Source organism: Rhodococcus sp. NPDC060090 (assembly GCF_042729855.1).
In the GTDB taxonomy this organism is placed as follows: domain Bacteria; phylum Actinomycetota; class Actinomycetes; order Mycobacteriales; family Mycobacteriaceae; genus Rhodococcus.
The window spans coordinates 227,132-245,833 of sequence record NZ_JBHWXB010000006.1 but is presented as its reverse complement, the minus strand read 5'-3'; the positions used below and the strand labels follow the sequence as shown (position 1 = coordinate 245,833).

Here is an 18,702-nt window from a genome sequence, read left to right as displayed (position 1 = left end):
TGTATGGCACGGACAACTGGAAACGCAGCCGGGGCGCCTGGCCGTTCGGATGGGTGCATCCCCTCGTTCGACCAGGTACACCGACGGTGTGCGGGCGATAGGGTCGGTACCACCGGCCGCGCTTGGTACCTCACGAGCCGGCCACGTCACGAAGGAGAGACCACATGTCGCAGACAGTCCGCGGAGTCGTCGCACGCACAAAGGGTGCTCCGGTCGAGGTCGTGCCCATCGTCATTCCGGATCCGGGACGGGGCGAGGTCGTCGTCGCGATCGCGGCGTGCGGCGTGTGCCACACCGATCTGCACTACCGCGAGGGCGGTATCAACGACGAGTTCCCGTTCCTGCTCGGCCACGAAGCGGCCGGGGTCGTCGAGTCCGTCGGTGACGGCGTCGATTCGGTGGAGGTGGGCGACTTCGTCGTCCTGAATTGGCGTGCCGTGTGCGGCCAGTGTCGCGCGTGCAAACGCGGACAGCCGCAGTACTGCTTCTCGACGTTCAATGCGACCCAGAAGATGACCCTCGAGGACGGCACGGAGCTGTCGCCCGCACTGGGTATCGGCGCGTTCGCCGACAAGACGCTGGTCCACGCAGGGCAGTGCACCAAGGTCGACCCGACAGCCGATCCCGCGGTCGTGGGGCTGCTCGGCTGCGGCGTGATGGCCGGTCTGGGCGCCGCCGTCAACACCGGCGGAGTCACCCGCGGGCAGTCCGTCGCCGTCATCGGCTGCGGAGGTGTCGGCGACGCCGCCATCATGGGCGCGCGGCTCGCAGGTGCAGGCACGATCATCGCCGTCGACCGCGAAGACAAGAAGCTCGCGTGGGCCACCGACCTCGGTGCCACCCACGTGATCAACGCGACGAGCGTCGACCCGGTAGAGCGCATCCGGGAGATCACCGGCGGATTCGGCGCCGATGTCGTCATCGACGCCGTCGGTCGTCCCGAGACCTACAAGCAGGCGTTCTACGCTCGCGACCTCGCGGGCACCGTAGTTCTCGTCGGTGTTCCCACCCCCGACATGACCCTCGAACTGCCGCTCATCGACTTCTTCTCACACGGCGGCTCCCTCAAGAGCTCCTGGTACGGCGACTGCCTGCCCGAACGCGACTTCCCGACCTACGTCGACCTGTACCAGCAGGGACGTCTTCCGCTCGAGAAGTTCGTCACCGAACGCATCGGCATCGACGACCTCGAGAAGGCATTCGAGACGATGCACCGCGGTGAAGTTCTGCGTTCGGTGGTGGTGTTGTGAGCGCCACGAGCCCCATCAGGATCGACCGGGTCGTCACCTCGGGCGTGTTCGCGCTCGACGGTGGCGAGTGGGAGGTCGACAACAACATCTGGCTGGTCGGCAACGACGACGAGGTGGTGGTGATCGACGCGGCGCACACCGCGCAGCCGATCATCGACGCCGTCGGCAACCGCAGGGTCTTGGCGATCGTGTGCACGCATGCGCACAACGACCACATCACGGTGGCACCGGAATTGTCCGAGAAATTCGACGCGCCGATCTTGCTCAACCCGGCCGACAACATGCTGTGGGAAGCCACCCATCCGGGGGTCGCGCACGGCACGCTCGAGGACGGGCAGCGAATCTCGGTTGCGGGCACCGACATCCAGGCGATCTCGACGCCGGGTCATTCGCCGGGGTCGACCTGCCTGTACGTGCCGGAGGCGGGAGAACTGTTCACCGGCGACACCCTGTTCTCGGGTGGACCGGGCGCGACCGGACGTTCGTTCTCGGATTTCCCGACGATCATCGGGTCCATCCGCGACAAGCTGTTCAGCTTGCCCGCGGAGACGACGGTGCACACCGGACACGGCGACGGCACCACCATCGGTACCGAATCACCTCACCTCGAGGAGTGGATCAAGCGAGGCAACTGACATCAGCGGTGCGCGGTTCCGGTAGTACTCGAGACCGGAACCGCGCACCGGTGTCGAGGGTGAGTGCCTCGGCCGAGGTAAGCACGTCCTAGCATGGGTTGCCCGGGCGAACGACGGTCGACGAAGGAGAGCGCGTGGCGAAACGGAAGATTCCGGTCGTCGTTGTTGCAGGCTTCCTCGGGTCGGGAAAGACCACGCTACTGAACCATCTGTTGCGCAACACCCGTGGCGCTCGGATCGGAGTGATAGTCAACGACTTCGGTTCCGTCAACATCGACTCCATGATGGTCGCGGGTCAGGTCGACTCGATGGTGTCGCTCAGCAACGGATGCCTGTGCTGCGTGGTCGACGTCAGCGACATGGACGCGATGCTCGACAAGCTTGCGCACCCACGATCCGACCTCGACGTCATCGTCGTCGAAGCGAGTGGGCTGGCAGAACCGCGCAACATGATCCGGCTCGTCGTGAGCTCCGAGAACGAACACATCACCTACGGGGGACTGGTGCTCGTCGTCGACGCATACGAGTTCGACGCCACCCGGGAGCGGCATCCCGAACTCGACCAGCACGTTGCGATGGCCGACCTGATTCTGCTCAACAAGACCGATCGCGTCGACACCGACACACACGACGACCTGCTCGGTCGCCTGTGCGGACTCAATGCCCGCGCGGCGGTGGTCTCGACCGATCACGGACGGGTAGACCCCGGCCTACTGTTCGACTTCTCCGAGCGTGCCGAGCCGCGGCCCGGCCAACAGCTCACCCTCGACGATCTGCTGCGTGAACACGACGAGCACGACCATCGGCACCTGCACGACGGATACGACTCGATCACGTTCGAAAGCGACGCACCACTGCATCCGCGCGCACTCGTCGATCTGCTCGAGAATCAGCCCGCGGGAGTTTTCCGGATCAAAGGCTATGTGACGGTCACCGCGGGACTGCGCTCGACGACCTATCTGCTGCAGACGGTCGGCGACCACATCCGATTCGAAACACCCGGTCGCGGCGACGACGTTCCGGGCACAACCCAGCTCGTCGTCATCGGTGCTGATCTGGAATCCGACTCGGTGCGCGAGCAGCTGAGTCGGTGCGTGGCCGGTGAACCGGTGTCGGCGGACGCAATGTACGCCGTCCACCGGTTCACGCCACGCTGAAAATCCTCCTACGGAGGGCTGCTGTGCTTAACGAGCAGCTGCGCTGCTGTGCCTAACGAGCAGCTGCGCTGCTGCGCGGCGCCCGACGCTGGGCGCCACCTGTGGCGCCCTGACCGGCCGCGGTGCGGCGGCCACCCGTGCCGCCCTGACGAGCGGCGGAACCGCTGCGCGCACCCGATCCCTGCCGAGCCGAACCGCCCTGGCGTGCGCCGCCATCGCTGCGCGCACCGGAGCCCTGTCGGGACCCGCCACTGCGACGTGCGCCACCGCTACGCGCCGGCCTGTTCGAACCCGACGCCGCAGCCTGGGCCGGAGCCGGCGGTACGTGCGCTGCGATCTCACCGACGAGCGCGAGGACGTGCTCGGAGTTGGCGGTGGACTTCACCGGTGTGACGTTGATCGACGCCTTACGCATGATCATCGCGAGGTCCTTGCGCTGATCCGGGAGTACGAGGGTCACCACGTCGCCGGCGCTGCCCGCGCGTGCGGTACGGCCGGACCGGTGCAGGTAAGCCTTGTGCTCGGCCGGCGGATCCACGTGTACGACCAGCTGTACGTCGTCGACGTGCACACCACGTGCCGCGACATCCGTTGCGACCAGTACGCGTGCCTCGCCCGACGAGAACGCCGCCAGATTGCGGTCGCGTGCGTTCTGCGAAAGGTTGCCGTGCAGATCCACCGCGGGAATACCCGAGTCGGTGAGTTGCTTGGCGAGCTTGCGCGCCTGATGCTTGGTGCGCATGAACAGGATTCGGCGACCCGTACCCGAAGCGAGAGTGCGGATGAGGTCCTTCTTTGCGTCGACACCGGCGACATCGAACACGTGGTGGGTCATCGCGGCAACGGGGGAGTTGGCCTCGTCGACCGAGTGGAGGATCGGGTTGTGCAGGAACTTCTTGACGAGCTTGTCGACACCGTTGTCCAGGGTCGCGGAGAACAGCAGACGCTGTCCGCCCTTGGCGGTGGCGTTGAGGATGCGGGTGACACCGGGGAGGAAGCCGAGGTCGGCCATGTGGTCGGCCTCGTCCAGCACGGTGAGTTCGACGGAATCGAGGCTGACGAAGCCCTGACGCATCAGGTCCTCGAGGCGGCCCGGGCATGCGATGACGATGTCGACTCCGCGTCGCAGTGCCTCGACCTGACGGTTCTGGGACACGCCACCGAAGATGGTGGTGACCCGCAGACCCGCAGTGTGAGCGAGGGGCTCGACGACCGCGGCGATCTGGGTGGCGAGTTCACGGGTCGGCGCGAGCACGAGACCGCGGGGACGTCCTGCAGCGCGCGTCGAACCTCCGGAGAGGCGAGCGGTGAGGGGAATCGAGAACGCGAGGGTCTTACCGCTACCGGTCTTGCCGCGGCCGAGCACGTCACGACCGGCGAGGGAATCGGGAAGGGTATCCGCCTGGATGGGGAACGGGCTGGTGATGCCCGAGTCGCTCAATGCGGCGACGAGAGGACGGGGAACCCCGAGATCGGAAAAGGATGTAGTCATAGAACAGCGCTGCCTTTCACTGCGGCGTGTGTGCACGCATACGGAAGTGATCCCGAGATGGTGCGGTGTGATCGCCGCGAGGAAAGCCGATGCTTGTTCTTGCTTGCGGGCCGGGCACGATCCCGGGCCGCCGGTATCCCACGACGGTGAGTGTCTTCGTGACACCCGAACCGGATCAGCCTACCTCACCCATCGCCGAACTGCGCTCCCGCTACCGAGCGAATGTATCGTTCATTCGATCTATCGAGACGAACGATACATTCGCTCGGGTGGGGGTGGGGTGGTCAGCAGGCGCCGACCCACTCGGAGATCCCGTCGGCGAATTGCTGCCGTTTCCAAATGGGCACTTCATGTTTGATGCGTTCGACGAGTTCGGCACATGTGGCGAAAGCCTCCGCGCGGTGCGGTGCGGCAACTGCGGCGACGATCGCGAGATCACCGATCGTGAGTTCGCCCACCCGATGGATCGCGGCAACCGGAAGACCGGAGTCCGCGGCCACCCCCTCGCAGACCCGCCGCAGGAAGGCCTCGGCGTCCGGATGCGACTTGTACTCGAGTGCCGTCACCGCCTGGCCACCGTCGTGGTTGCGCACCGCACCGGTGAACACCACCACGGCGCCGTGCTCGGGGCCTGCCACTGCGGCGTCCACCGCGGCGGGATCCAACGGCTCCGACGAAATTCTTGCCAACAGGTCACTCATGGGCTCCGCCTCCGGACACTTGCGCCAACAGATGATCGAGGATCGGGTCGAGCGCAGCGAGCCCGTCCTTGACGCCTCTCGGTGATCCGGGGAGGTTCACCACGACGGTGGTCCCGGCCAGGCCGGCGACACCGCGGGAGAGCACCGCGTGCGGAGTGACATCGAGCCCGTGCCTGCGAATCGAATCGGCGACGCCGGGCAACTCGCGGTCGAGGACCGCAAGGGTGGCTTCGGGCGTGCCGTCGGTCGGAGACGCGCCGGTGCCGCCGGTGGTGATGACCAGTGCGGGGCTACCGGTGAGGGCGTCGGCCAGGCCCGAAGAGATTCGCGCGTCGGCGTAGATCAGCGGCCCCCGTACCGAGAACCCGCGCTCGGTGAGCCACCGCTCGATGGTCGGACCGGTCTTGTCGTCGCGGGTGCCCGCGGCGACACCGGTGGAGGAGACCACGACGACAGCGGAACGTGCGGCGGGCGGTTCCGGTATCGATGTGGGTTCCGGTATCGACGTGTCGGCCTGCTCGGGCGCATCCGCACGGAACCACCGCCCGCGCTTGCCGCCTTCCTTCGACACCAGGCGCACTCCGTTGAGTACCGCTGCGGGATCGACGGCCTTGACCATGTCGTGCAGGGTGAGTCCCGCGACGGCCACGGCGGTGAGCGCCTCCATCTCGACCCCGGTGGGGCCGGTGGTCTTCGCAACGGCCTCGATCGTGATCGTCGTGTCGGTGAAACCGAACGTCACCTTCACCGTCGACAGGGCCAGCTGGTGGCAGAGGGGGATGAGCTCCCACGTGCGCTTGGCAGCACCGATGCCCGCGATGCGGGCAGTGGCCAGCACGTCGGCCTTCGGCATGTCGTCGGCGCGGACGAGCGCGATCACCTCGGCGGTGGTCGCCAGCTCACCTGCGGCGACGGCAATCCGATGGGTATCGCTCTTCGTCGAGACGTCGACCATGCGCGCGCGGCCCTGATCGTCGAGGTGGCTCAATTCGCTCACAGTGGAAGCACTTTCACGAGATCTCCGGATTCGAGGGTGGTGATGTCGGGGTCGATGTCGAGGAGCGCATCGGCCGTGGCCAGGCCCGCGACGAGATGAGAGCCGTGTCCGGCGAGGGGTACCACGCGGTCACCGTCGAGACGGGCCCGCAGGAACTGACGTCGGCCGGGGATCGACTCGAGCCCGGCCGTCAGCGGTCGTGTACCGGAGGCGATCGTCGGCAGGCCCGCGATGTCGCGCAGCAGCGGACGGGCGAACACCTCGAACGAGACGAGTGCGCTCACCGGATTGCCCGGGAACGTCAGGATCGGCACGCCGTCGACGACCGCGGTTCCCTGCGGTCCGCCCGGTTGCATCGCCACCGACACGAAGGTGCCGCCGCGGGGTTCGAGGGAATCCTTGACGACCTCGAAATCGCCCTTGGAGACTCCGCCGGACGTGAAGACGACGTCGGCAACCGCCACCGCGTGGGCGATCATGTCCGCGAACTCCTCGGGATCGTCCTCGCAGTGCGCGATGGAGGAGACCTCGGCGCCGTTCGCCGCGGCGCTCGCCGCAAGAGCAGGGCCGTTCGAGTTGTAGATCTTTCCGGGCCCCAGTTCGTGGCCGGGGGTGACGAGCTCACTTCCGGTGGAGATCACCGCGACACGGGGACGGCTCCGAACCAGGACGTCGGTCAGGCCCACTGCGGCCAGGACCGAGATGTGCCGGGCCGCCACGAAGGTGCCCGCAGGGAGCAGGAGCTCACCGGCGCGCACATCGCTGCCCGCTTCGCGCACATACGTGCCGGGTGTGGTCGTGCGATGCACGGTGACAGTGCCTGAAGCCTCGTCCATCTCGGTGTCCTCGACCGGAACGACAGCGTCGGCACCGTCGGGAATCGGGGCGCCCGTCATGATCTTGAGAGCGGTACCCGCGGTCAGGGTCGAGACGGCATCGCCGGCGGCGATGACGGCCTTCACCGGCAGAGTCGCCGGCACGGTGGTCACCGACGCGGCATCGACGGCGTAGCCATCCATCTGAGAGTTACGAAACGGAGGGAGAGAGATCGGTGCGTGCACCGGCTCTGCAAGCGTCCGGTCCAGCGCGCGTGCGAGCGGGACCTGCACCGGAGGTATCGACCGTAGCGGCTCGAGAAGCTTCGCTACGTGCTGTGCATGTTCCTCCACCGACCGTCTTCCGCCTGCCATGGCGCCTACCGTACCGGTGCCGGTGGAGGCTATACGTGTCGCCGGGCACGATCGATAGGCATACTGGCGATATGAGGCCGGTGATCATGTGACAGCAGTGGATGTGGGAATGCCGTCCGTGCGGGTAGAAACGGACGACGTATCGGACCGTCCCGAGACGCCCGACCTGCTCGACCGGTTCGGTCGCGTCGCGCGGGACCTGCGCGTCTCCATCACCGAGAAATGCTCACTGCGCTGCACCTACTGCATGCCAGAAGAAGGCCTGCCCGCCATCCCCCGCGAGCAACTGCTCACCACCGCCGAAATCGTCCGACTCGTCGGCGTGGCCACCGATCTCCTCGGCGTCCGCGAGGTGCGCTTCACCGGTGGCGAACCCCTGATGCGCCGTGACCTCGAAGACATCATCGCCGGCTGCCGCCGAGCCGCACCCGATGTGCCGCTGGCCTTGACCAGCAACGCCGTCGGACTCGCCCACCGCGCACAGGGCCTGCGCGACGCAGGCCTGTCGCGGATCAACATCTCCCTCGACACCGTCGACCGCGACCATTTCGCACGGTTGACCCGCCGCGACCGCCTCGACTCTGTCCTCGCTGGTATCCGCGCCGCCAAGACCGTGGGCTTGACCCGGGTCAAGGTCAACGCGGTGCTCATGCCGGAAACCCTCGACGGGGCCACTGATCTGCTGCAGTGGTGCCTCGACGAAGGCGTCGAACTGAGGTTCATCGAAGAGATGCCCCTCGACGCCGACGGTGAGTGGGCCCGCGCGAACATGGTCACCGCACAGCGTCTGCTCGAGGTGCTCGGTGCCCGGTTCACGCTCACCGAAGCACCGCGGGAGGATCCGTCGGCGCCGGCGGAGCGGTGGTCCGTCGACGGTGGTCCGGCGACCGTGGGGATCATCGCGTCGGTGACCCGTTCGTTCTGTTCGGACTGCGACCGCACCCGCCTGACCGCGGAGGGCACCGTTCGGTCGTGCCTGTTCAGCGATCGGGAGACCGATCTGCGGGCGGCGGTGCGCGGTGGTGCGACCGATGAGGAGCTTGCCGCGTTGTGGCGCGGTGCGATGTGGAACAAGTGGGCCGGACACGGCATCGATGCGGCGGATTTCGTGCCGCCGGAACGCAGTATGGGAGCTATCGGTGGTTGATCAGATGACCGGGATCGAGGTGCGGTATTTCGCGGCAGCAGTCGACGCCGCGGGACGTGAGAAGGAGACCGTCGACCTCGCGGTCGGCTCCGACCTGGCCGCGTTGCGCGCGGCCTTGATCGAGCGACACGGCGCCGACATGGAACGGGTCCTGTCGGTTGCCGCGTATCTCGTCGAACCGGGTTCGGGCGGTGGCGAGCTCACCCGCGATCTGACCTACCCCGCGGGGGCGAAGGTGGACGTGTTGCCACCTTTCGCCGGCGGGTAGCGCTCAGCGCCACCAGGTGTCGAATGGAGTGACCGGCACGGTCCTCTTGTGCCTCGTGGTCAGAAAAACGCGCTCGACCTTCTCTGCAACCTCCGGTGTGACGGTCTTCCCCTCGAGATAGTCGTCGATCTCGGAGTAGGTCATGCCGAGTGCGACTTCGTCGGGCAGGGCGGGCCGGTCGTCTTCGAGATCCGCCGTCGGGACCTTCTTCCAGGTGCTCTCCGGTGCCCCGAGCTCACGGAGGAGCGCCGCGCCCTGCCGCTTCGTCAGGCCGGTGAGCGGGGTGATGTCGACACCGCCGTCCCCGAATTTGGTGAAGAAGCCGGTGACGGCCTCCGCCGCGTGGTCGGTGCCGACCACCAGGTGACCGAGCTGGCCGGCGATGGCGTACTGCAGAACCATCCGTTCGCGGGCTTTGATGTTGCCGCGCACGAAATCGCGGAGCGTGGCGTCGCCGCCGAGGAGTTCGCCGATGCCCTGGGCGGCTTCGGCGGCGGTTGCGTCGGCACCGGGCTTGACGTTGACGCGGAACTCGCGGTCGGGCGCGATGAAGTCGAGCGCGATCCGCGCATCGTGTTCGTCGGCCTGCTCACCGTAGGGGAGGCGGACGGCGACGAACTCGGCCTCGTACCCGTCGACGCGCAGCGCCTCCACCGCGAGCTGCACGAGGCGGCCCGCCAGGGTGCTGTCCTGGCCCCCGCTGATTCCGAGCACGAAGCCCTTTGCGGGTGTACTGCGCAGGTAGTCGGTGAGAAACCGGACGCGCGTGTCGATTTCGGCGCGCGGATCGATAGTGGGCCGGACTCCGAGTTCATCGATGATGCGATCGCGAAGATTTTCCATGCGGGAACTCTACCGGGCACGTCGCGGGTATGCGGCGTGCCGCGATACGGTGCGGGAGGCGGGTCGTGCACTGCACCGGGTGGTGTGACGGTGACCCAACCGGATCGAGAAAGGATGCATGTGAACGGGATTCTCGTCGTATCCGCAACGAAGGCCGAAGCGGCGCATGTGCCCGATCGGTACGACGTCCTCATCACCGGCATCGGGAAGGTCACGGCCGCGGTGGCGGTCACTGCGGCGCTCGCACGTCACCCGGAGGACGCGCGGCCGCTCGTCGTCAACATCGGTACCGCGGGTGCATTGCACGATCATCACGGTGGGTTGTACGTGCCGTCGACGGTGATCAATCACGACATCAGCAGCAACGTGCTGCGCAGCTTGGGGCATCCGGTGCAGGACACGCTCGCGATCGGTGACGGCGACGGCACCGTTCTCGCGACCGGCGACACGTTCGTCTCCGAGGCCGAGGTCCGTGACGCGTTGGCCGCGCGCGCCGACCTCGTCGACATGGAAGGCTTCGCGATCGCCCACGCCGCCGCCTACATGGGGGCGGGGATCCGGCTGGTCAAGTATGTGAGCGACCACGCCGATGACACCGCGATGGACTGGCCGAAGCAGATCGACGCTGCGGCACGAGCACTCGCTCAGTGGCTCGAGGAGCGGTACTGACGGGTGGCGGTACTGACGGGCTCCACTGCCTGACGTGCCAGGTGGCTAACGTGCCGTGTAGCCCAGACCGTCGACCCCGTTCGACGCCGTGAGCGTCATCTCCGTCCCGTCGACGACATAGGTGGTCTCACCTGAGAGGACCGCGAGGACGTGGTTCTCGATCTCGGTGAGTTCGGGGTCGGTGCACGCGGCGCGGGTGGTCGCCAGCGGACCGAACGTCAGGGTGCCGTCGCCCACCTCGGCGGTTCCGGTGAAACGGTTGCATCCGGTGCTGCCCGAGACCTGCCCGCCCTCGGCGACCGTCAGGGTCGGAGCGGCGTTCTCGAGCGCGACCGACGACATGACCGCGTCGGCGGTGCGCACGGTTGTGACGGCCCATTCGGTTCCGGTGATCGGCCGATCGGGGTCGACGACCTTCTTGTCGGTCAGAAAGACTGTGGTCTCACCGCCGGTGAGCGTGAGATCGTCGCCGTCGAGGCTCCACTCGGGAGACCCGGAGAAGAGGGAACTCAACCATCCGTCGACGGCGTCGAGAGGGGGCGGGCACGCCATCATCGTGCTGGCGAGATTCGGCGCGCTCAGGGTGCCGTCGGTGAGGTCGACCGACCCGACGAAGCGGTTGCAGCCCGCGGTTGCGGCGATGTGTCCGGGCTCCGGGAACTCCATGATGAGGGGCCCGCCGCCGGGAATCGCCTGACCGATCACCTCCGTCGACACGAACGTGCGGCCGGTGAGATCGTCTGCCGATCCGGAGTCGGATACCTCGGAAGCATCGGTGCTGCATGCAGAGACGGCAACCGCTACGGAGAACAGGGCCAGGACGCCGAGGATACGAGTCATCCGCTCACGTTACGTGGAGTAACCCGTATTCGGGGCGCTGTGGCCGGTGACGACACGATGGGCGAGGTCGGCCCAGTTGTCGGCGAGTTGTTTCAGTGGATAGCCGAGCTCGTGCCACTGGTACAGGATCAGGCCGGGGTCGAGCGATGCCAGCAGTGAGTGGGCGAGCAGTCGGGAGTGGTTGCCCATCCCGGTCGCGCGCAGCAGTATCTCGAGATGGATGAGCGAGACCTGCCGGGGAGCGTTGCCGTGGCGAGTCTCGGCGGAGCTCTCCGCTGCGCGGAGCAGTTCGCCCTGGACTTCGACGAGTTCGATGCGTGCCCGGCCGAATGCGATCAACCGCGCGATCGGCTCGGCGTCGGGCCCGAGCGGGGGAGGGCCGTACATGCAGGCATGCTGGAACGCGGACTCGCTGTGATCGAGGAGAGCGGCCATGAGCCCCGCGCGTGAGCCGAACCGGCGGAACACCGTGCCCTTACCGACGCCGGCGCGGGCTGCGACGGCGTCCATGGTCACTGCGTCGGGTCCGCGCTCGGCGACGAGGAGCGCCGCGGCGTCGAGGAGCCGTTGCCGGTTGCGCGCGGCATCACCTCGTTCCACGCTCTCGCCGACGATAGGGATGGGAGTGTTCACAAGGTCACACTTTAACGGACGGGCAATTGAAGTGGACTGCGGTCCGTTTATGCTCGTGTAGTTGCTTCGACCCGGACTTCCCGTCCCCAGACCTCAAGGATTCGAACATGGCCCAGACCCGAGTTCTCGCCCTCGTCGGCAGCCTGCGCTCCGCCGCCATCACTCGTCAGCTCGCGGAGACCGCAGTGGAGGTGTCGCCCAGCGAAGTGGAGGTCATCGTGTACGAGGGGCTCGCAGACATCCCGTTTTACAACGAAGATCTCGACAGCGAGACCGTTCCGGCCGCCGCTGCGGCACTGCGGGACGCAGCCGCAGACTCCGACGCGTTCCTGCTCGTCACGCCGGAGTACAACGGCACCATCTCCGCTGTCCTCAAGAACGCCATCGACTGGCTCTCCCGCCCGTACGGCGTGGGCGCGATGACGGGCAAGCCGGTTGCCGTCGTCAGCCAGTCGCCGAGCCGGAACGCAGGCAAGTGGGCTCTCGAAGACACGGCCAAGGCCGCCGGTATCGCCGGCGGCAAGGTCATCGAGGGTGGTTCGCTCACCGTCGGAGAGACCTTCGGCAAGTTCGGCGAGGCCCACGCCAAGGATCACGCCGAGACCGCAGCGCAGATCTCTGCTGTCGTGACCGCTCTCGCCGATGCGAAGGCAGCTCTCGCCAGCGCCTGATCGCGACTGCCACGTGCGAACGGGGCCGGAAACCGCCGAGGTTTCCGGCCCCGTCGCGTGCGCGATGTCGGAGACGTTCACGCACGGATATGTGCGGGATCAGCCGAGCGCGTCGAGGATGCGATCGACGACGTTGTTCGCGCTGTAGAAGTCGAGGCGGAAGCTGTCGTAGCCCAGCGCGTAGGCCGAGTCGTCCTGGACGGACTTCGTGTTTGCCAGTGTCGGGTCGGCCTTCAATCGGTCGGCGTCCTCCGGCACGGCGTTGATGATGAAAGTGGTTCCCCCGGTGAGCGCCAGCGACAGGTTCTCGGTTGCCACGGCGATGATGTCCGAGCGTCCGGCAGCGGCCGCTCCTGCATTCTCGGGAACGGCCGCGACCGTGAAGCCCAGCCGGGTGGCGAGGCGCCCCTGAGCGGACTCGTCGGTGAAGATCCGGGAATCCTCGGGCGAATTGTAGGTGAGGATGCTCATTGTGTTGTCCTCCGCGAGAACAGGGGAAATCGCGTTCTTCGCATCGTCGACCTTGTTGTCGAATTCCTCGAGCAGTTCGGTCGCCCGTTCCTCTGCACCGACCGCCTCGGCCATCTGTGTGGTCAGGTCCTGCCACGACTTGTCCGAGTAGTCGTAGACGAGGGTCGGTGCGATCTGGGAGAGGAGTTCGACCTGATCGAGCGTGGAATCGGCACCACTGGACGAGACGACGATGAGATCCGGCGTCGCGGCGGTGATCGCCTCGAGATTCGGCTCGCCCTGGTAGAGGACTTCGACATCACGCTCGGCTGCCACGTCGGCCTACTGTGTGAACAGGCCGCCCTCGTCGGTCACGGTGCTCGGCGGCTGCGCCGCGGTGCCGTACAGCGGCGCATCGAGGGCGAGCAGGGTGCCGGTGAGAGTCACACTCGTCGACACGATCCGTTCGGGCTGAGAGTCGAGGGTCACCGGGCCGTCGGCCGTCTCCACGGTGCGCGGCCATTCCCCGCTCGAGGCGTCGGATTCGGAGGCAGTCGTCGGCGCGTCGTCACTCGACCCGGTGTCGGACGAGCACGCGGTCATGGTGACTCCGAGGGCCAGGGCGCCGACGGCTGCCATCAGGCGCGCGCCCCGGGGGCGACGACGAAGCAATGTAGTGGACAAGATCTTCCTCCTGCATAGTGCTGCCGAAACGGCATCATCGAGCGATCCTACGTTTAGGGAAGCATGCCCTAAGTTCGAGGGTGGATGTCGTGGCTCGGCTTCGGCGATTCCGCCGGAGGACGATTGGATCGACCCGCCAACGGGAATGCCCAGGGCACAGCCCACCGTTCGGAGGTCCACCCATGGCAACGGAAAACGCGTCGACCTCTGTCGTGAACGAATACGAGCGCGACATAGTGCTCCACGTCGATGGTGCTCGACGCCGGGTCACGGTCGATGTACGCACCACTGTTCTCGACGCCCTACGCGACCGCCTCGACATCACTGTCCCGAAGAAAGGATGTGATCACGGCCAGTGCGGGTCGTGCACCGTATTGCTCGATGGCCGTCGTGTCGTGACATGTCTCGCGCTTGCAGTCTCGTACGACGGGGCGCATATCGTCACCGCCGACGGACTGTCGTCGGACGGCGAGTTGCATCCACTCCAGCAGCAGTTCATCGATGAAGATGCGTTCCAGTGCGGATACTGCACACCGGGGCAGATCTGTTCCGCGGTGGGCATGCTCGACGAGGTTGCGCAGGGAGACCCCAGCTACGTCACCGACGATCTCGATTCGGCCGTTGCTCTCGACGGTGACGAGATCCGCGAACGCATGAGCGGCAATCTGTGCCGCTGCGCCGCATACCCGAACATCGTGGCGGCGATCTCCGCCGTCGCAAACGGCGGCAGCTCTGCTCCGACCGGAGGGGTCGGCCGATGAAACCGTTGCGATACGAGAGGGCGCCGGATCCGGCAACTGCGGTCGCGCTCGTCCACGACAATCCCGACGCGGCATTTCTTGCCGGCGGCACCAATCTCGTCGACAATCTGAAGCTCGGTGTCGAGACACCGGGCCTGCTGGTCGACATCTCGCACTTGCCGCTCGACGACATCGTCGACGCCGCGGACGGCGGTGTCAGGATCGGCGCCAACGTGCGCAACAGTGACCTTGCCGCACACCCGGTTGTGCGCCGGCGCTATCCGATGCTGTCCCGTGCGTTGCTGTCGGGCGCATCCGCGCAACTGCGGAATTCGGCAACCACCGGCGGGAACCTCTTGCAGCGCACCCGTTGTGTGTACTTCCGCGACGTATCGACCCCGTGCAACAAGCGGGAGCCCGGCAGTGGGTGCTCAGCGCTCGAGGGCTATACCAGGTATCACGCACTGTTCGGTGCGTCCGAGGGATGCGTCGCGACCCACCCCTCCGATATGGCGGTCGCCATGCTCGCTCTCGACGCAGAAGCGGTGGTTCTCGGTCCGGAAGGCGAACGAACAGTCCCGCTCGAGGAGTTGTACCGTTTGCCCGGGGACGCTCCCGAACTCGACACCACTCTCGCGCGCGACGACCTGGTCGTCGGTGTACACATTCCTGCTCCGCAGGGGAGTATCTCGACCTATCGCAAGGTTCGAGATCGCGCCGCGTTCGCGTTCGCCCTGGTGTCGGTGGCGGCGGAACTGACTGTGACCGACGGTGCGATCAGCGGTTGCCGACTCGCATTCGGCGGGGTCGCCCACCGGCCGTGGCGTGCGCACCGGGCGGAGGAGGCGCTGCTCGGGCAACCTCCGAGCGAGTCTGTGTTCGCCGCGGCAGCGGACGCCGAACTTGCCGCCGCACAACCGCTCGACGGCAACGCATTCAAGGTGGCGCTGTTGCGGCGCACCGTCGTCGCGGTCCTGCGGGATCTCGCCGAACGCATTCCTCGAGAGGAGTCCGTATGAGTCGCCACGAAAGCCGCGTGATCGGTACGTCCACCGCACGGGTGGACGGGTCGAGAAAGGTGACCGGTACCGCGCCGTATGCGTATGAGCATCGCGCCGCGGATCCCGCGTATCTCGTTCCCGCGACCGCAACGATCGCACGCGGCCGGGTTCGGAACATCGACACGGCAGCGGCGCTGGCCGTCCCCGGTGTGCTCGAGGTACTCACCCCCTTCGATGCTCCGCGTCTGACAGCGGAAGCGGAGGGAGAGTATGTGGTCCTCCAGAGCCCGGATGTCGCGTATCGAGGGCAGATGGTCGCCGCGGTGATCGCGGAGACGCCCGAGGTGGCCCGGCAGGCGTGCGATCTGCTGACCATCGACTACGACTCGAAGCCGCACGACGTCGGTTTCCGGCACGATCACCCCGCGATGTATGCACCGGAGAAGGCGAATGGCGGCTACCCGGCCGACAGCGAGCGTGGCGCGGTCGACGCCGCCATCAGCGCTGCTGATGTGCTCGTGGACGAGTGGTATTCGACTCCCGAGGAGCACAACAACCCACTCGAGCCGCACACCGTGGTGGCACTGTGGGAACACGACGAGTTGACGCTCTACGACTCGACTCAACATCCGCACGGCGTGGTCGAGGCGCTCGCGCCGGTCCTCGGGCTCGACCCCTCGAAGATCCGCGTGATCTGCCCGTACATCGGTGGGGGCTTCGGATCCAAGGGTGCGCCTCACGCGCACGACGTCCTCGCCGCCATGGCTGCCCGGGCGATACCGGGACGCGCGGTGAAATTTGCGGTCTCGCGTCAGGACATGTTCGGTTACGTCGGCTATCGCGCGCCGACGGCGTCGCACGTACGCATCGCCGCCGACCGCGACGGGACCATCACGGGCCTGATCCACGAGGCGTACACGCAGTCGTCGCACGTCTCGGAGTTCGTCGAGCAGGCCGCGGTGTCGTCCCGGAACCTGTATCGGGTACCGAACCTGAGGTCTACCCACCGAGCGGTGGCCTTGGACGTGCCGGCGCCGTTCTGGATGCGCGCGCCCGGAGAAGCTCCCGGTATGTATGCCGGAGAAGTTGCGATGGACGAACTCGCGGAGGCGTGCGGAGTCGATCCGATCGAGTTGCGGATTCGCAACGAACCCGACGTGGACCCGGAGTCGGGGAAGCCGTGGTCGTCCCGGAATCTGGTCGAATGCCTCCGTGAGGGTGCACGACGGTTCGGCTGGGATGCGCACGATCGCACGCCGGGGCTCCGACGTCACGGTCGGTGGCTGATCGGGACCGGCGTCGCGGCCGCCACATATCCGCACATGGTGAACCCCGGTTCGGAAGCGACGATCCGGCACGACGGAGCCGGCCGGTTCACTGTGCAGATCGGTGCCGCAGACCTCGGGACAGGTGCATGGACTGCACTGCCCCTCATCGCCGCGGATGCTCTCGGGTGCGGCGTCGACGACGTGCGCGTCGAGATCGGTGACAGCGCGCTGCCCAACGCGACGGTCGCCGGCGGTTCGTCGGGTACCTCGTCGTGGGGTACCGCGATCGTCGCTGCGGCGGAGGAATTCCGGAAGCGATTCGGCGATGGCCCCGAGGCAGGCGCCGAAGTGTCTGCGGCTGCCGGGGAGAATCGAGAGCTCGAGCATTTCCGCGCGCAGTCGTACGGCGCACATTTCGCGGAGGTCCGGGTCGATTCCGATACCGGTGAGATCAGGGTGCCCAGAATGCTGGGAATCTTTTCCGTGGGGCGGGTGATCAATCCACGCACCGCCCGTTCGCAGTTCATCGGGGGGATGTGCTTCGGGATCTCCATGGCGCTGTTCGAGGAGAGCATTCGAGACGGCCGCTTCGGGCATGTCGTGAATCACGATCTGGCGGAATACCACGTGCCCACGCACGCGGACATCGGCCATGTCGATGCCGGGTGGCTCGACGAGGAGGATCTGCGGGCCACGCCCACGGGATCGCGGGGTGTAGGTGAAATCGGCATCGTCGGCAGCGCGGCGGCCGTCGTCAACGCGCTGTGGCATGCGACGGGGGTGCGGGTGAGGGATCTGCCGGCGCGGCTGGAGGACGTGTCCGGCGCGCTGCCCTGACTGCGATGGTGACGCGACCCACCGGACTTGTCGGTGGGTCGCGTCACACTGTGTGGAACCGCGCCCGGAACGCGGCCCCCGACACGCCGCAGAAGAGCCCGATCTGCAGCGCGAAAGTGAGGCGACCTGGGAATATCAAGAATGTAAGTCACAACATCCTGGGTTCTATGTATCCGTCGGGCACAAGGTGTAGTGTCTAGACCGTTGGAAGCCCATACGGCAGGGATCTCTCGGGGAAGTGAGATCGGGTCGGGTTCGATGGGCATTCGAGCATCGCGCAGCAGTCAGTCGTCCGGCCTCACGGGCCGTGTTGAAGAGGGGAACCCCATGAACATCACCGTCTACACCAAGCCTGCCTGCGTCCAGTGCAACGCCACCTATCGGGCCCTCGACAAGGCCGGAATCGAGTACTCGATCGTCGACATCTCCGAGGATCCCGAAGCCCGCGACTACGTCATGGCTCTGGGCTACCTCCAGGCGCCCGTCGTCGTGGCAGGCGAGGATCACTGGTCGGGTTTCCGTCCCGATCGCATCAAGGCTCTCGCGGTCGCAGCCTGATCCCACTCGGATCGCTGTAGCAGTACGGCATCGTACGACGGGCCGGCCTTCGTAATCGACCGAAAAGTTGGTGAATACCGATGACCTCGCAGGGGTCTACCCGGGGGACGTCTCTGGTGTACTTCTCGAGCGCATCCGAGAACACCCACAGGTTCGTGCAGAAACTCGGGATTCCGGCCGTCCGGATCCCGCTGCACGACCGTGAGGGCGCGTTCGAGGTCCGAGATCCGTACGTGCTGATCCTGCCCACCTATGGAGGCGGGACCACCGTCACCGGCCGCGACACGAATTTCGTGCCCAAGCAGGTGATCCGCTTCTTGAACAACGAGCACAACCGTAGCCTGATCCGCGGTGTGATCGCAGCGGGGAACACCAACTTCGGTGAATCGTTCTGTTTCGCGGGCGACATTGTTTCACGAAAGTGCAAGGTGCCGTATCTGTATCGGTTCGAACTGATGGGCACGGCCGACGACGTCGAGCGTGTCCGGGATGGTCTCGCGCAATTCTGGGGGCAGAGCCTCCAGACGGCATAACGCACAGGCGGGTCTCGACCCGCAGTTCTCCAGGACCGCGCGCCCGCCGGCAGCGCGGCTGATTTCATACCTTCCGATATGTAGGGGCAGCACTGTGACCATTACCGATCCCGCTCGGACCACGAGCGCAGCGGCAGA

At 66.5% G+C, this 18,702-nt stretch carries 21 protein-coding genes; 12 read left to right on the top strand and 9 right to left on the bottom strand.

Annotated elements, in window-relative coordinates; all coding sequences use genetic code 11:
* Positions 1 to 164: 164 nt before the first annotated feature.
* The 3 genes from ACFWCF_RS10850 (at position 165) to ACFWCF_RS10840 (ending at position 3,042) form a co-directional block, all read left to right on the top strand.
* On the top strand, positions 165 to 1,250 hold the full coding sequence (locus tag ACFWCF_RS10850) for an S-(hydroxymethyl)mycothiol dehydrogenase (RefSeq protein ID WP_378560776.1): 1,086 nt from the start codon (positions 165 to 167) through the stop codon (positions 1,248 to 1,250).
* On the top strand, positions 1,247 to 1,885 hold the full coding sequence (locus ACFWCF_RS10845) for an MBL fold metallo-hydrolase (protein WP_378560773.1): 639 nt from the start codon (positions 1,247 to 1,249) through the stop codon (positions 1,883 to 1,885). Before ACFWCF_RS10850 ends, ACFWCF_RS10845 begins: the two co-directional genes overlap by 4 nt.
* A 134-nt stretch (positions 1,886 to 2,019) precedes the next feature.
* Positions 2,020 to 3,042, top strand: coding sequence for a CobW family GTP-binding protein (locus ACFWCF_RS10840; RefSeq protein ID WP_378490948.1), 1,023 nt, complete (start codon positions 2,020 to 2,022; stop codon positions 3,040 to 3,042).
* 52 nt (positions 3,043 to 3,094) lie between these two features.
* Here ACFWCF_RS10840 and ACFWCF_RS10835 read toward each other — a convergent pair whose 3' ends face one another.
* The 4 genes from ACFWCF_RS10835 to glp all read right to left on the bottom strand — a co-directional run bounded on the left by ACFWCF_RS10835 (position 3,095) and on the right by glp (position 7,422).
* The gene (locus tag ACFWCF_RS10835) at positions 3,095 to 4,534 is read right to left on the bottom strand and encodes a DEAD/DEAH box helicase (protein WP_378490949.1); all 1,440 of its coding nucleotides are present in this window, start codon (positions 4,532 to 4,534) and stop codon (positions 3,095 to 3,097) included.
* 284 nt (positions 4,535 to 4,818) lie between these two features.
* Positions 4,819 to 5,235 (bottom strand): molybdenum cofactor biosynthesis protein MoaE, encoded by a 417-nt coding sequence (locus tag ACFWCF_RS10830; protein ID WP_378560770.1) that lies wholly within the window; start codon positions 5,233 to 5,235, stop codon positions 4,819 to 4,821.
* On the bottom strand, positions 5,228 to 6,232 hold the full coding sequence (gene moaCB, locus ACFWCF_RS10825) for a bifunctional molybdenum cofactor biosynthesis protein MoaC/MoaB (RefSeq protein ID WP_378560767.1): 1,005 nt from the start codon (positions 6,230 to 6,232) through the stop codon (positions 5,228 to 5,230). The genes ACFWCF_RS10830 and moaCB overlap by 8 nt, the downstream gene beginning before the upstream one ends.
* Positions 6,229 to 7,422, bottom strand: a complete 1,194-nt coding sequence (gene glp / locus ACFWCF_RS10820) for a gephyrin-like molybdotransferase Glp (RefSeq protein ID WP_378560764.1) — start codon at positions 7,420 to 7,422, stop codon at positions 6,229 to 6,231. Before glp ends, moaCB begins: the two co-directional genes overlap by 4 nt.
* A gap of 88 nt (positions 7,423 to 7,510) precedes the next feature.
* Here glp and moaA point away from each other — a divergent pair, with 88 nt between their 5' ends.
* The gene (gene moaA, locus ACFWCF_RS10815; protein ID WP_378560761.1) at positions 7,511 to 8,569 is read left to right on the top strand and encodes a GTP 3',8-cyclase MoaA; all 1,059 of its coding nucleotides are present in this window, start codon (positions 7,511 to 7,513) and stop codon (positions 8,567 to 8,569) included.
* Between the two features lie 4 nt (positions 8,570 to 8,573).
* On the top strand, positions 8,574 to 8,837 hold the full coding sequence (locus ACFWCF_RS10810; protein WP_378560758.1) for a MoaD/ThiS family protein: 264 nt from the start codon (positions 8,574 to 8,576) through the stop codon (positions 8,835 to 8,837).
* 3 nt (positions 8,838 to 8,840) lie between these two features.
* On the opposite strand, the gene nadE is transcribed toward ACFWCF_RS10810, so the two are convergent.
* Positions 8,841 to 9,680, bottom strand: a complete 840-nt coding sequence (gene nadE, locus ACFWCF_RS10805; protein ID WP_378560755.1) for an ammonia-dependent NAD(+) synthetase — start codon at positions 9,678 to 9,680, stop codon at positions 8,841 to 8,843.
* 114 nt (positions 9,681 to 9,794) lie between these two features.
* On the opposite strand from nadE, the gene ACFWCF_RS10800 reads away from it, so the two are divergent.
* Positions 9,795 to 10,349: a nucleosidase gene (locus ACFWCF_RS10800; protein ID WP_378560752.1), complete on the top strand. Its 555-nt coding sequence runs from the start codon at positions 9,795 to 9,797 to the stop codon at positions 10,347 to 10,349.
* 45 nt (positions 10,350 to 10,394) lie between these two features.
* On the opposite strand, the gene ACFWCF_RS10795 is transcribed toward ACFWCF_RS10800, so the two are convergent.
* Both ACFWCF_RS10795 and ACFWCF_RS10790 read right to left on the bottom strand, forming a co-directional pair.
* Positions 10,395 to 11,189 carry an META domain-containing protein gene (locus tag ACFWCF_RS10795; RefSeq protein ID WP_378560749.1) on the bottom strand — a complete coding sequence of 265 codons (795 nt, stop codon included), beginning with the start codon at positions 11,187 to 11,189 and terminating at the stop codon, positions 10,395 to 10,397.
* A 9-nt stretch (positions 11,190 to 11,198) separates the two neighbouring features.
* Positions 11,199 to 11,822, bottom strand: coding sequence for a TetR/AcrR family transcriptional regulator (locus tag ACFWCF_RS10790; protein WP_378490958.1), 624 nt, complete (start codon positions 11,820 to 11,822; stop codon positions 11,199 to 11,201).
* 107 nt (positions 11,823 to 11,929) lie between these two features.
* Here ACFWCF_RS10790 and ACFWCF_RS10785 point away from each other — a divergent pair, with 107 nt between their 5' ends.
* Positions 11,930 to 12,493, top strand: a complete 564-nt coding sequence (locus tag ACFWCF_RS10785; RefSeq protein ID WP_378560746.1) for an NAD(P)H-dependent oxidoreductase — start codon at positions 11,930 to 11,932, stop codon at positions 12,491 to 12,493.
* Between the two features lie 99 nt (positions 12,494 to 12,592).
* On the opposite strand, the gene fepB is transcribed toward ACFWCF_RS10785, so the two are convergent.
* Both fepB and ACFWCF_RS10775 read right to left on the bottom strand, forming a co-directional pair.
* Complete coding sequence (fepB, locus tag ACFWCF_RS10780; RefSeq protein ID WP_378560743.1) at positions 12,593 to 13,279, bottom strand: Fe2+-enterobactin ABC transporter substrate-binding protein; 687 nt, start codon at positions 13,277 to 13,279, stop codon at positions 12,593 to 12,595.
* Between the two features lie 6 nt (positions 13,280 to 13,285).
* Positions 13,286 to 13,627, bottom strand: coding sequence for a hypothetical protein (locus ACFWCF_RS10775; protein ID WP_378560740.1), 342 nt, complete (start codon positions 13,625 to 13,627; stop codon positions 13,286 to 13,288).
* 182 nt (positions 13,628 to 13,809) lie between these two features.
* Here ACFWCF_RS10775 and ACFWCF_RS10770 point away from each other — a divergent pair, with 182 nt between their 5' ends.
* The 5 genes from ACFWCF_RS10770 (at position 13,810) to nrdI (ending at position 18,564) form a co-directional block, all read left to right on the top strand.
* Positions 13,810 to 14,388 (top strand): 2Fe-2S iron-sulfur cluster-binding protein, encoded by a 579-nt coding sequence (locus ACFWCF_RS10770; protein WP_378560737.1) that lies wholly within the window; start codon positions 13,810 to 13,812, stop codon positions 14,386 to 14,388.
* Positions 14,385 to 15,386 (top strand): FAD binding domain-containing protein, encoded by a 1,002-nt coding sequence (locus tag ACFWCF_RS10765; RefSeq protein WP_378560734.1) that lies wholly within the window; start codon positions 14,385 to 14,387, stop codon positions 15,384 to 15,386. The genes ACFWCF_RS10770 and ACFWCF_RS10765 overlap by 4 nt, the downstream gene beginning before the upstream one ends.
* On the top strand, positions 15,383 to 17,473 hold the full coding sequence (locus tag ACFWCF_RS10760; protein WP_378560732.1) for a xanthine dehydrogenase family protein molybdopterin-binding subunit: 2,091 nt from the start codon (positions 15,383 to 15,385) through the stop codon (positions 17,471 to 17,473). The genes ACFWCF_RS10765 and ACFWCF_RS10760 overlap by 4 nt, the downstream gene beginning before the upstream one ends.
* A gap of 327 nt (positions 17,474 to 17,800) precedes the next feature.
* Entirely contained in the window at positions 17,801 to 18,031 is a 231-nt protein-coding gene (locus tag ACFWCF_RS10755; RefSeq protein WP_378490964.1) for a redoxin NrdH, read from the top strand.
* 80 nt (positions 18,032 to 18,111) lie between these two features.
* Positions 18,112 to 18,564, top strand: coding sequence for a class Ib ribonucleoside-diphosphate reductase assembly flavoprotein NrdI (gene nrdI / locus ACFWCF_RS10750; protein WP_378560729.1), 453 nt, complete (start codon positions 18,112 to 18,114; stop codon positions 18,562 to 18,564).
* Positions 18,565 to 18,702: the final 138 nt, after the last annotated feature.

Coding starts and splice junctions, on each gene's coding strand:
- nadE (WP_378560755.1), bottom strand. CDS start 9,680: ATGGAAAATCTTCGCGATCGCATCATCGATGAACTCGGAGTCCGGCCC.
- ACFWCF_RS10835 (WP_378490949.1), bottom strand. CDS start 4,534: ATGACTACATCCTTTTCCGATCTCGGGGTTCCCCGTCCTCTCGTCGCC.
- ACFWCF_RS10760 (WP_378560732.1), top strand. CDS start 15,383: ATGAGTCGCCACGAAAGCCGCGTGATCGGTACGTCCACCGCACGGGTG.
- nrdI (WP_378560729.1), top strand. CDS start 18,112: ATGACCTCGCAGGGGTCTACCCGGGGGACGTCTCTGGTGTACTTCTCG.
- ACFWCF_RS10755 (WP_378490964.1), top strand. CDS start 17,801: ATGAACATCACCGTCTACACCAAGCCTGCCTGCGTCCAGTGCAACGCC.
- ACFWCF_RS10850 (WP_378560776.1), top strand. CDS start 165: ATGTCGCAGACAGTCCGCGGAGTCGTCGCACGCACAAAGGGTGCTCCG.
- ACFWCF_RS10770 (WP_378560737.1), top strand. CDS start 13,810: ATGGCAACGGAAAACGCGTCGACCTCTGTCGTGAACGAATACGAGCGC.
- ACFWCF_RS10810 (WP_378560758.1), top strand. CDS start 8,574: ATGACCGGGATCGAGGTGCGGTATTTCGCGGCAGCAGTCGACGCCGCG.
- ACFWCF_RS10830 (WP_378560770.1), bottom strand. CDS start 5,235: ATGAGTGACCTGTTGGCAAGAATTTCGTCGGAGCCGTTGGATCCCGCC.
- ACFWCF_RS10765 (WP_378560734.1), top strand. CDS start 14,385: ATGAAACCGTTGCGATACGAGAGGGCGCCGGATCCGGCAACTGCGGTC.
- ACFWCF_RS10800 (WP_378560752.1), top strand. CDS start 9,795: ATGCATGTGAACGGGATTCTCGTCGTATCCGCAACGAAGGCCGAAGCG.
- ACFWCF_RS10795 (WP_378560749.1), bottom strand. CDS start 11,189: ATGACTCGTATCCTCGGCGTCCTGGCCCTGTTCTCCGTAGCGGTTGCC.
- ACFWCF_RS10785 (WP_378560746.1), top strand. CDS start 11,930: ATGGCCCAGACCCGAGTTCTCGCCCTCGTCGGCAGCCTGCGCTCCGCC.
- glp (WP_378560764.1), bottom strand. CDS start 7,422: ATGGCAGGCGGAAGACGGTCGGTGGAGGAACATGCACAGCACGTAGCG.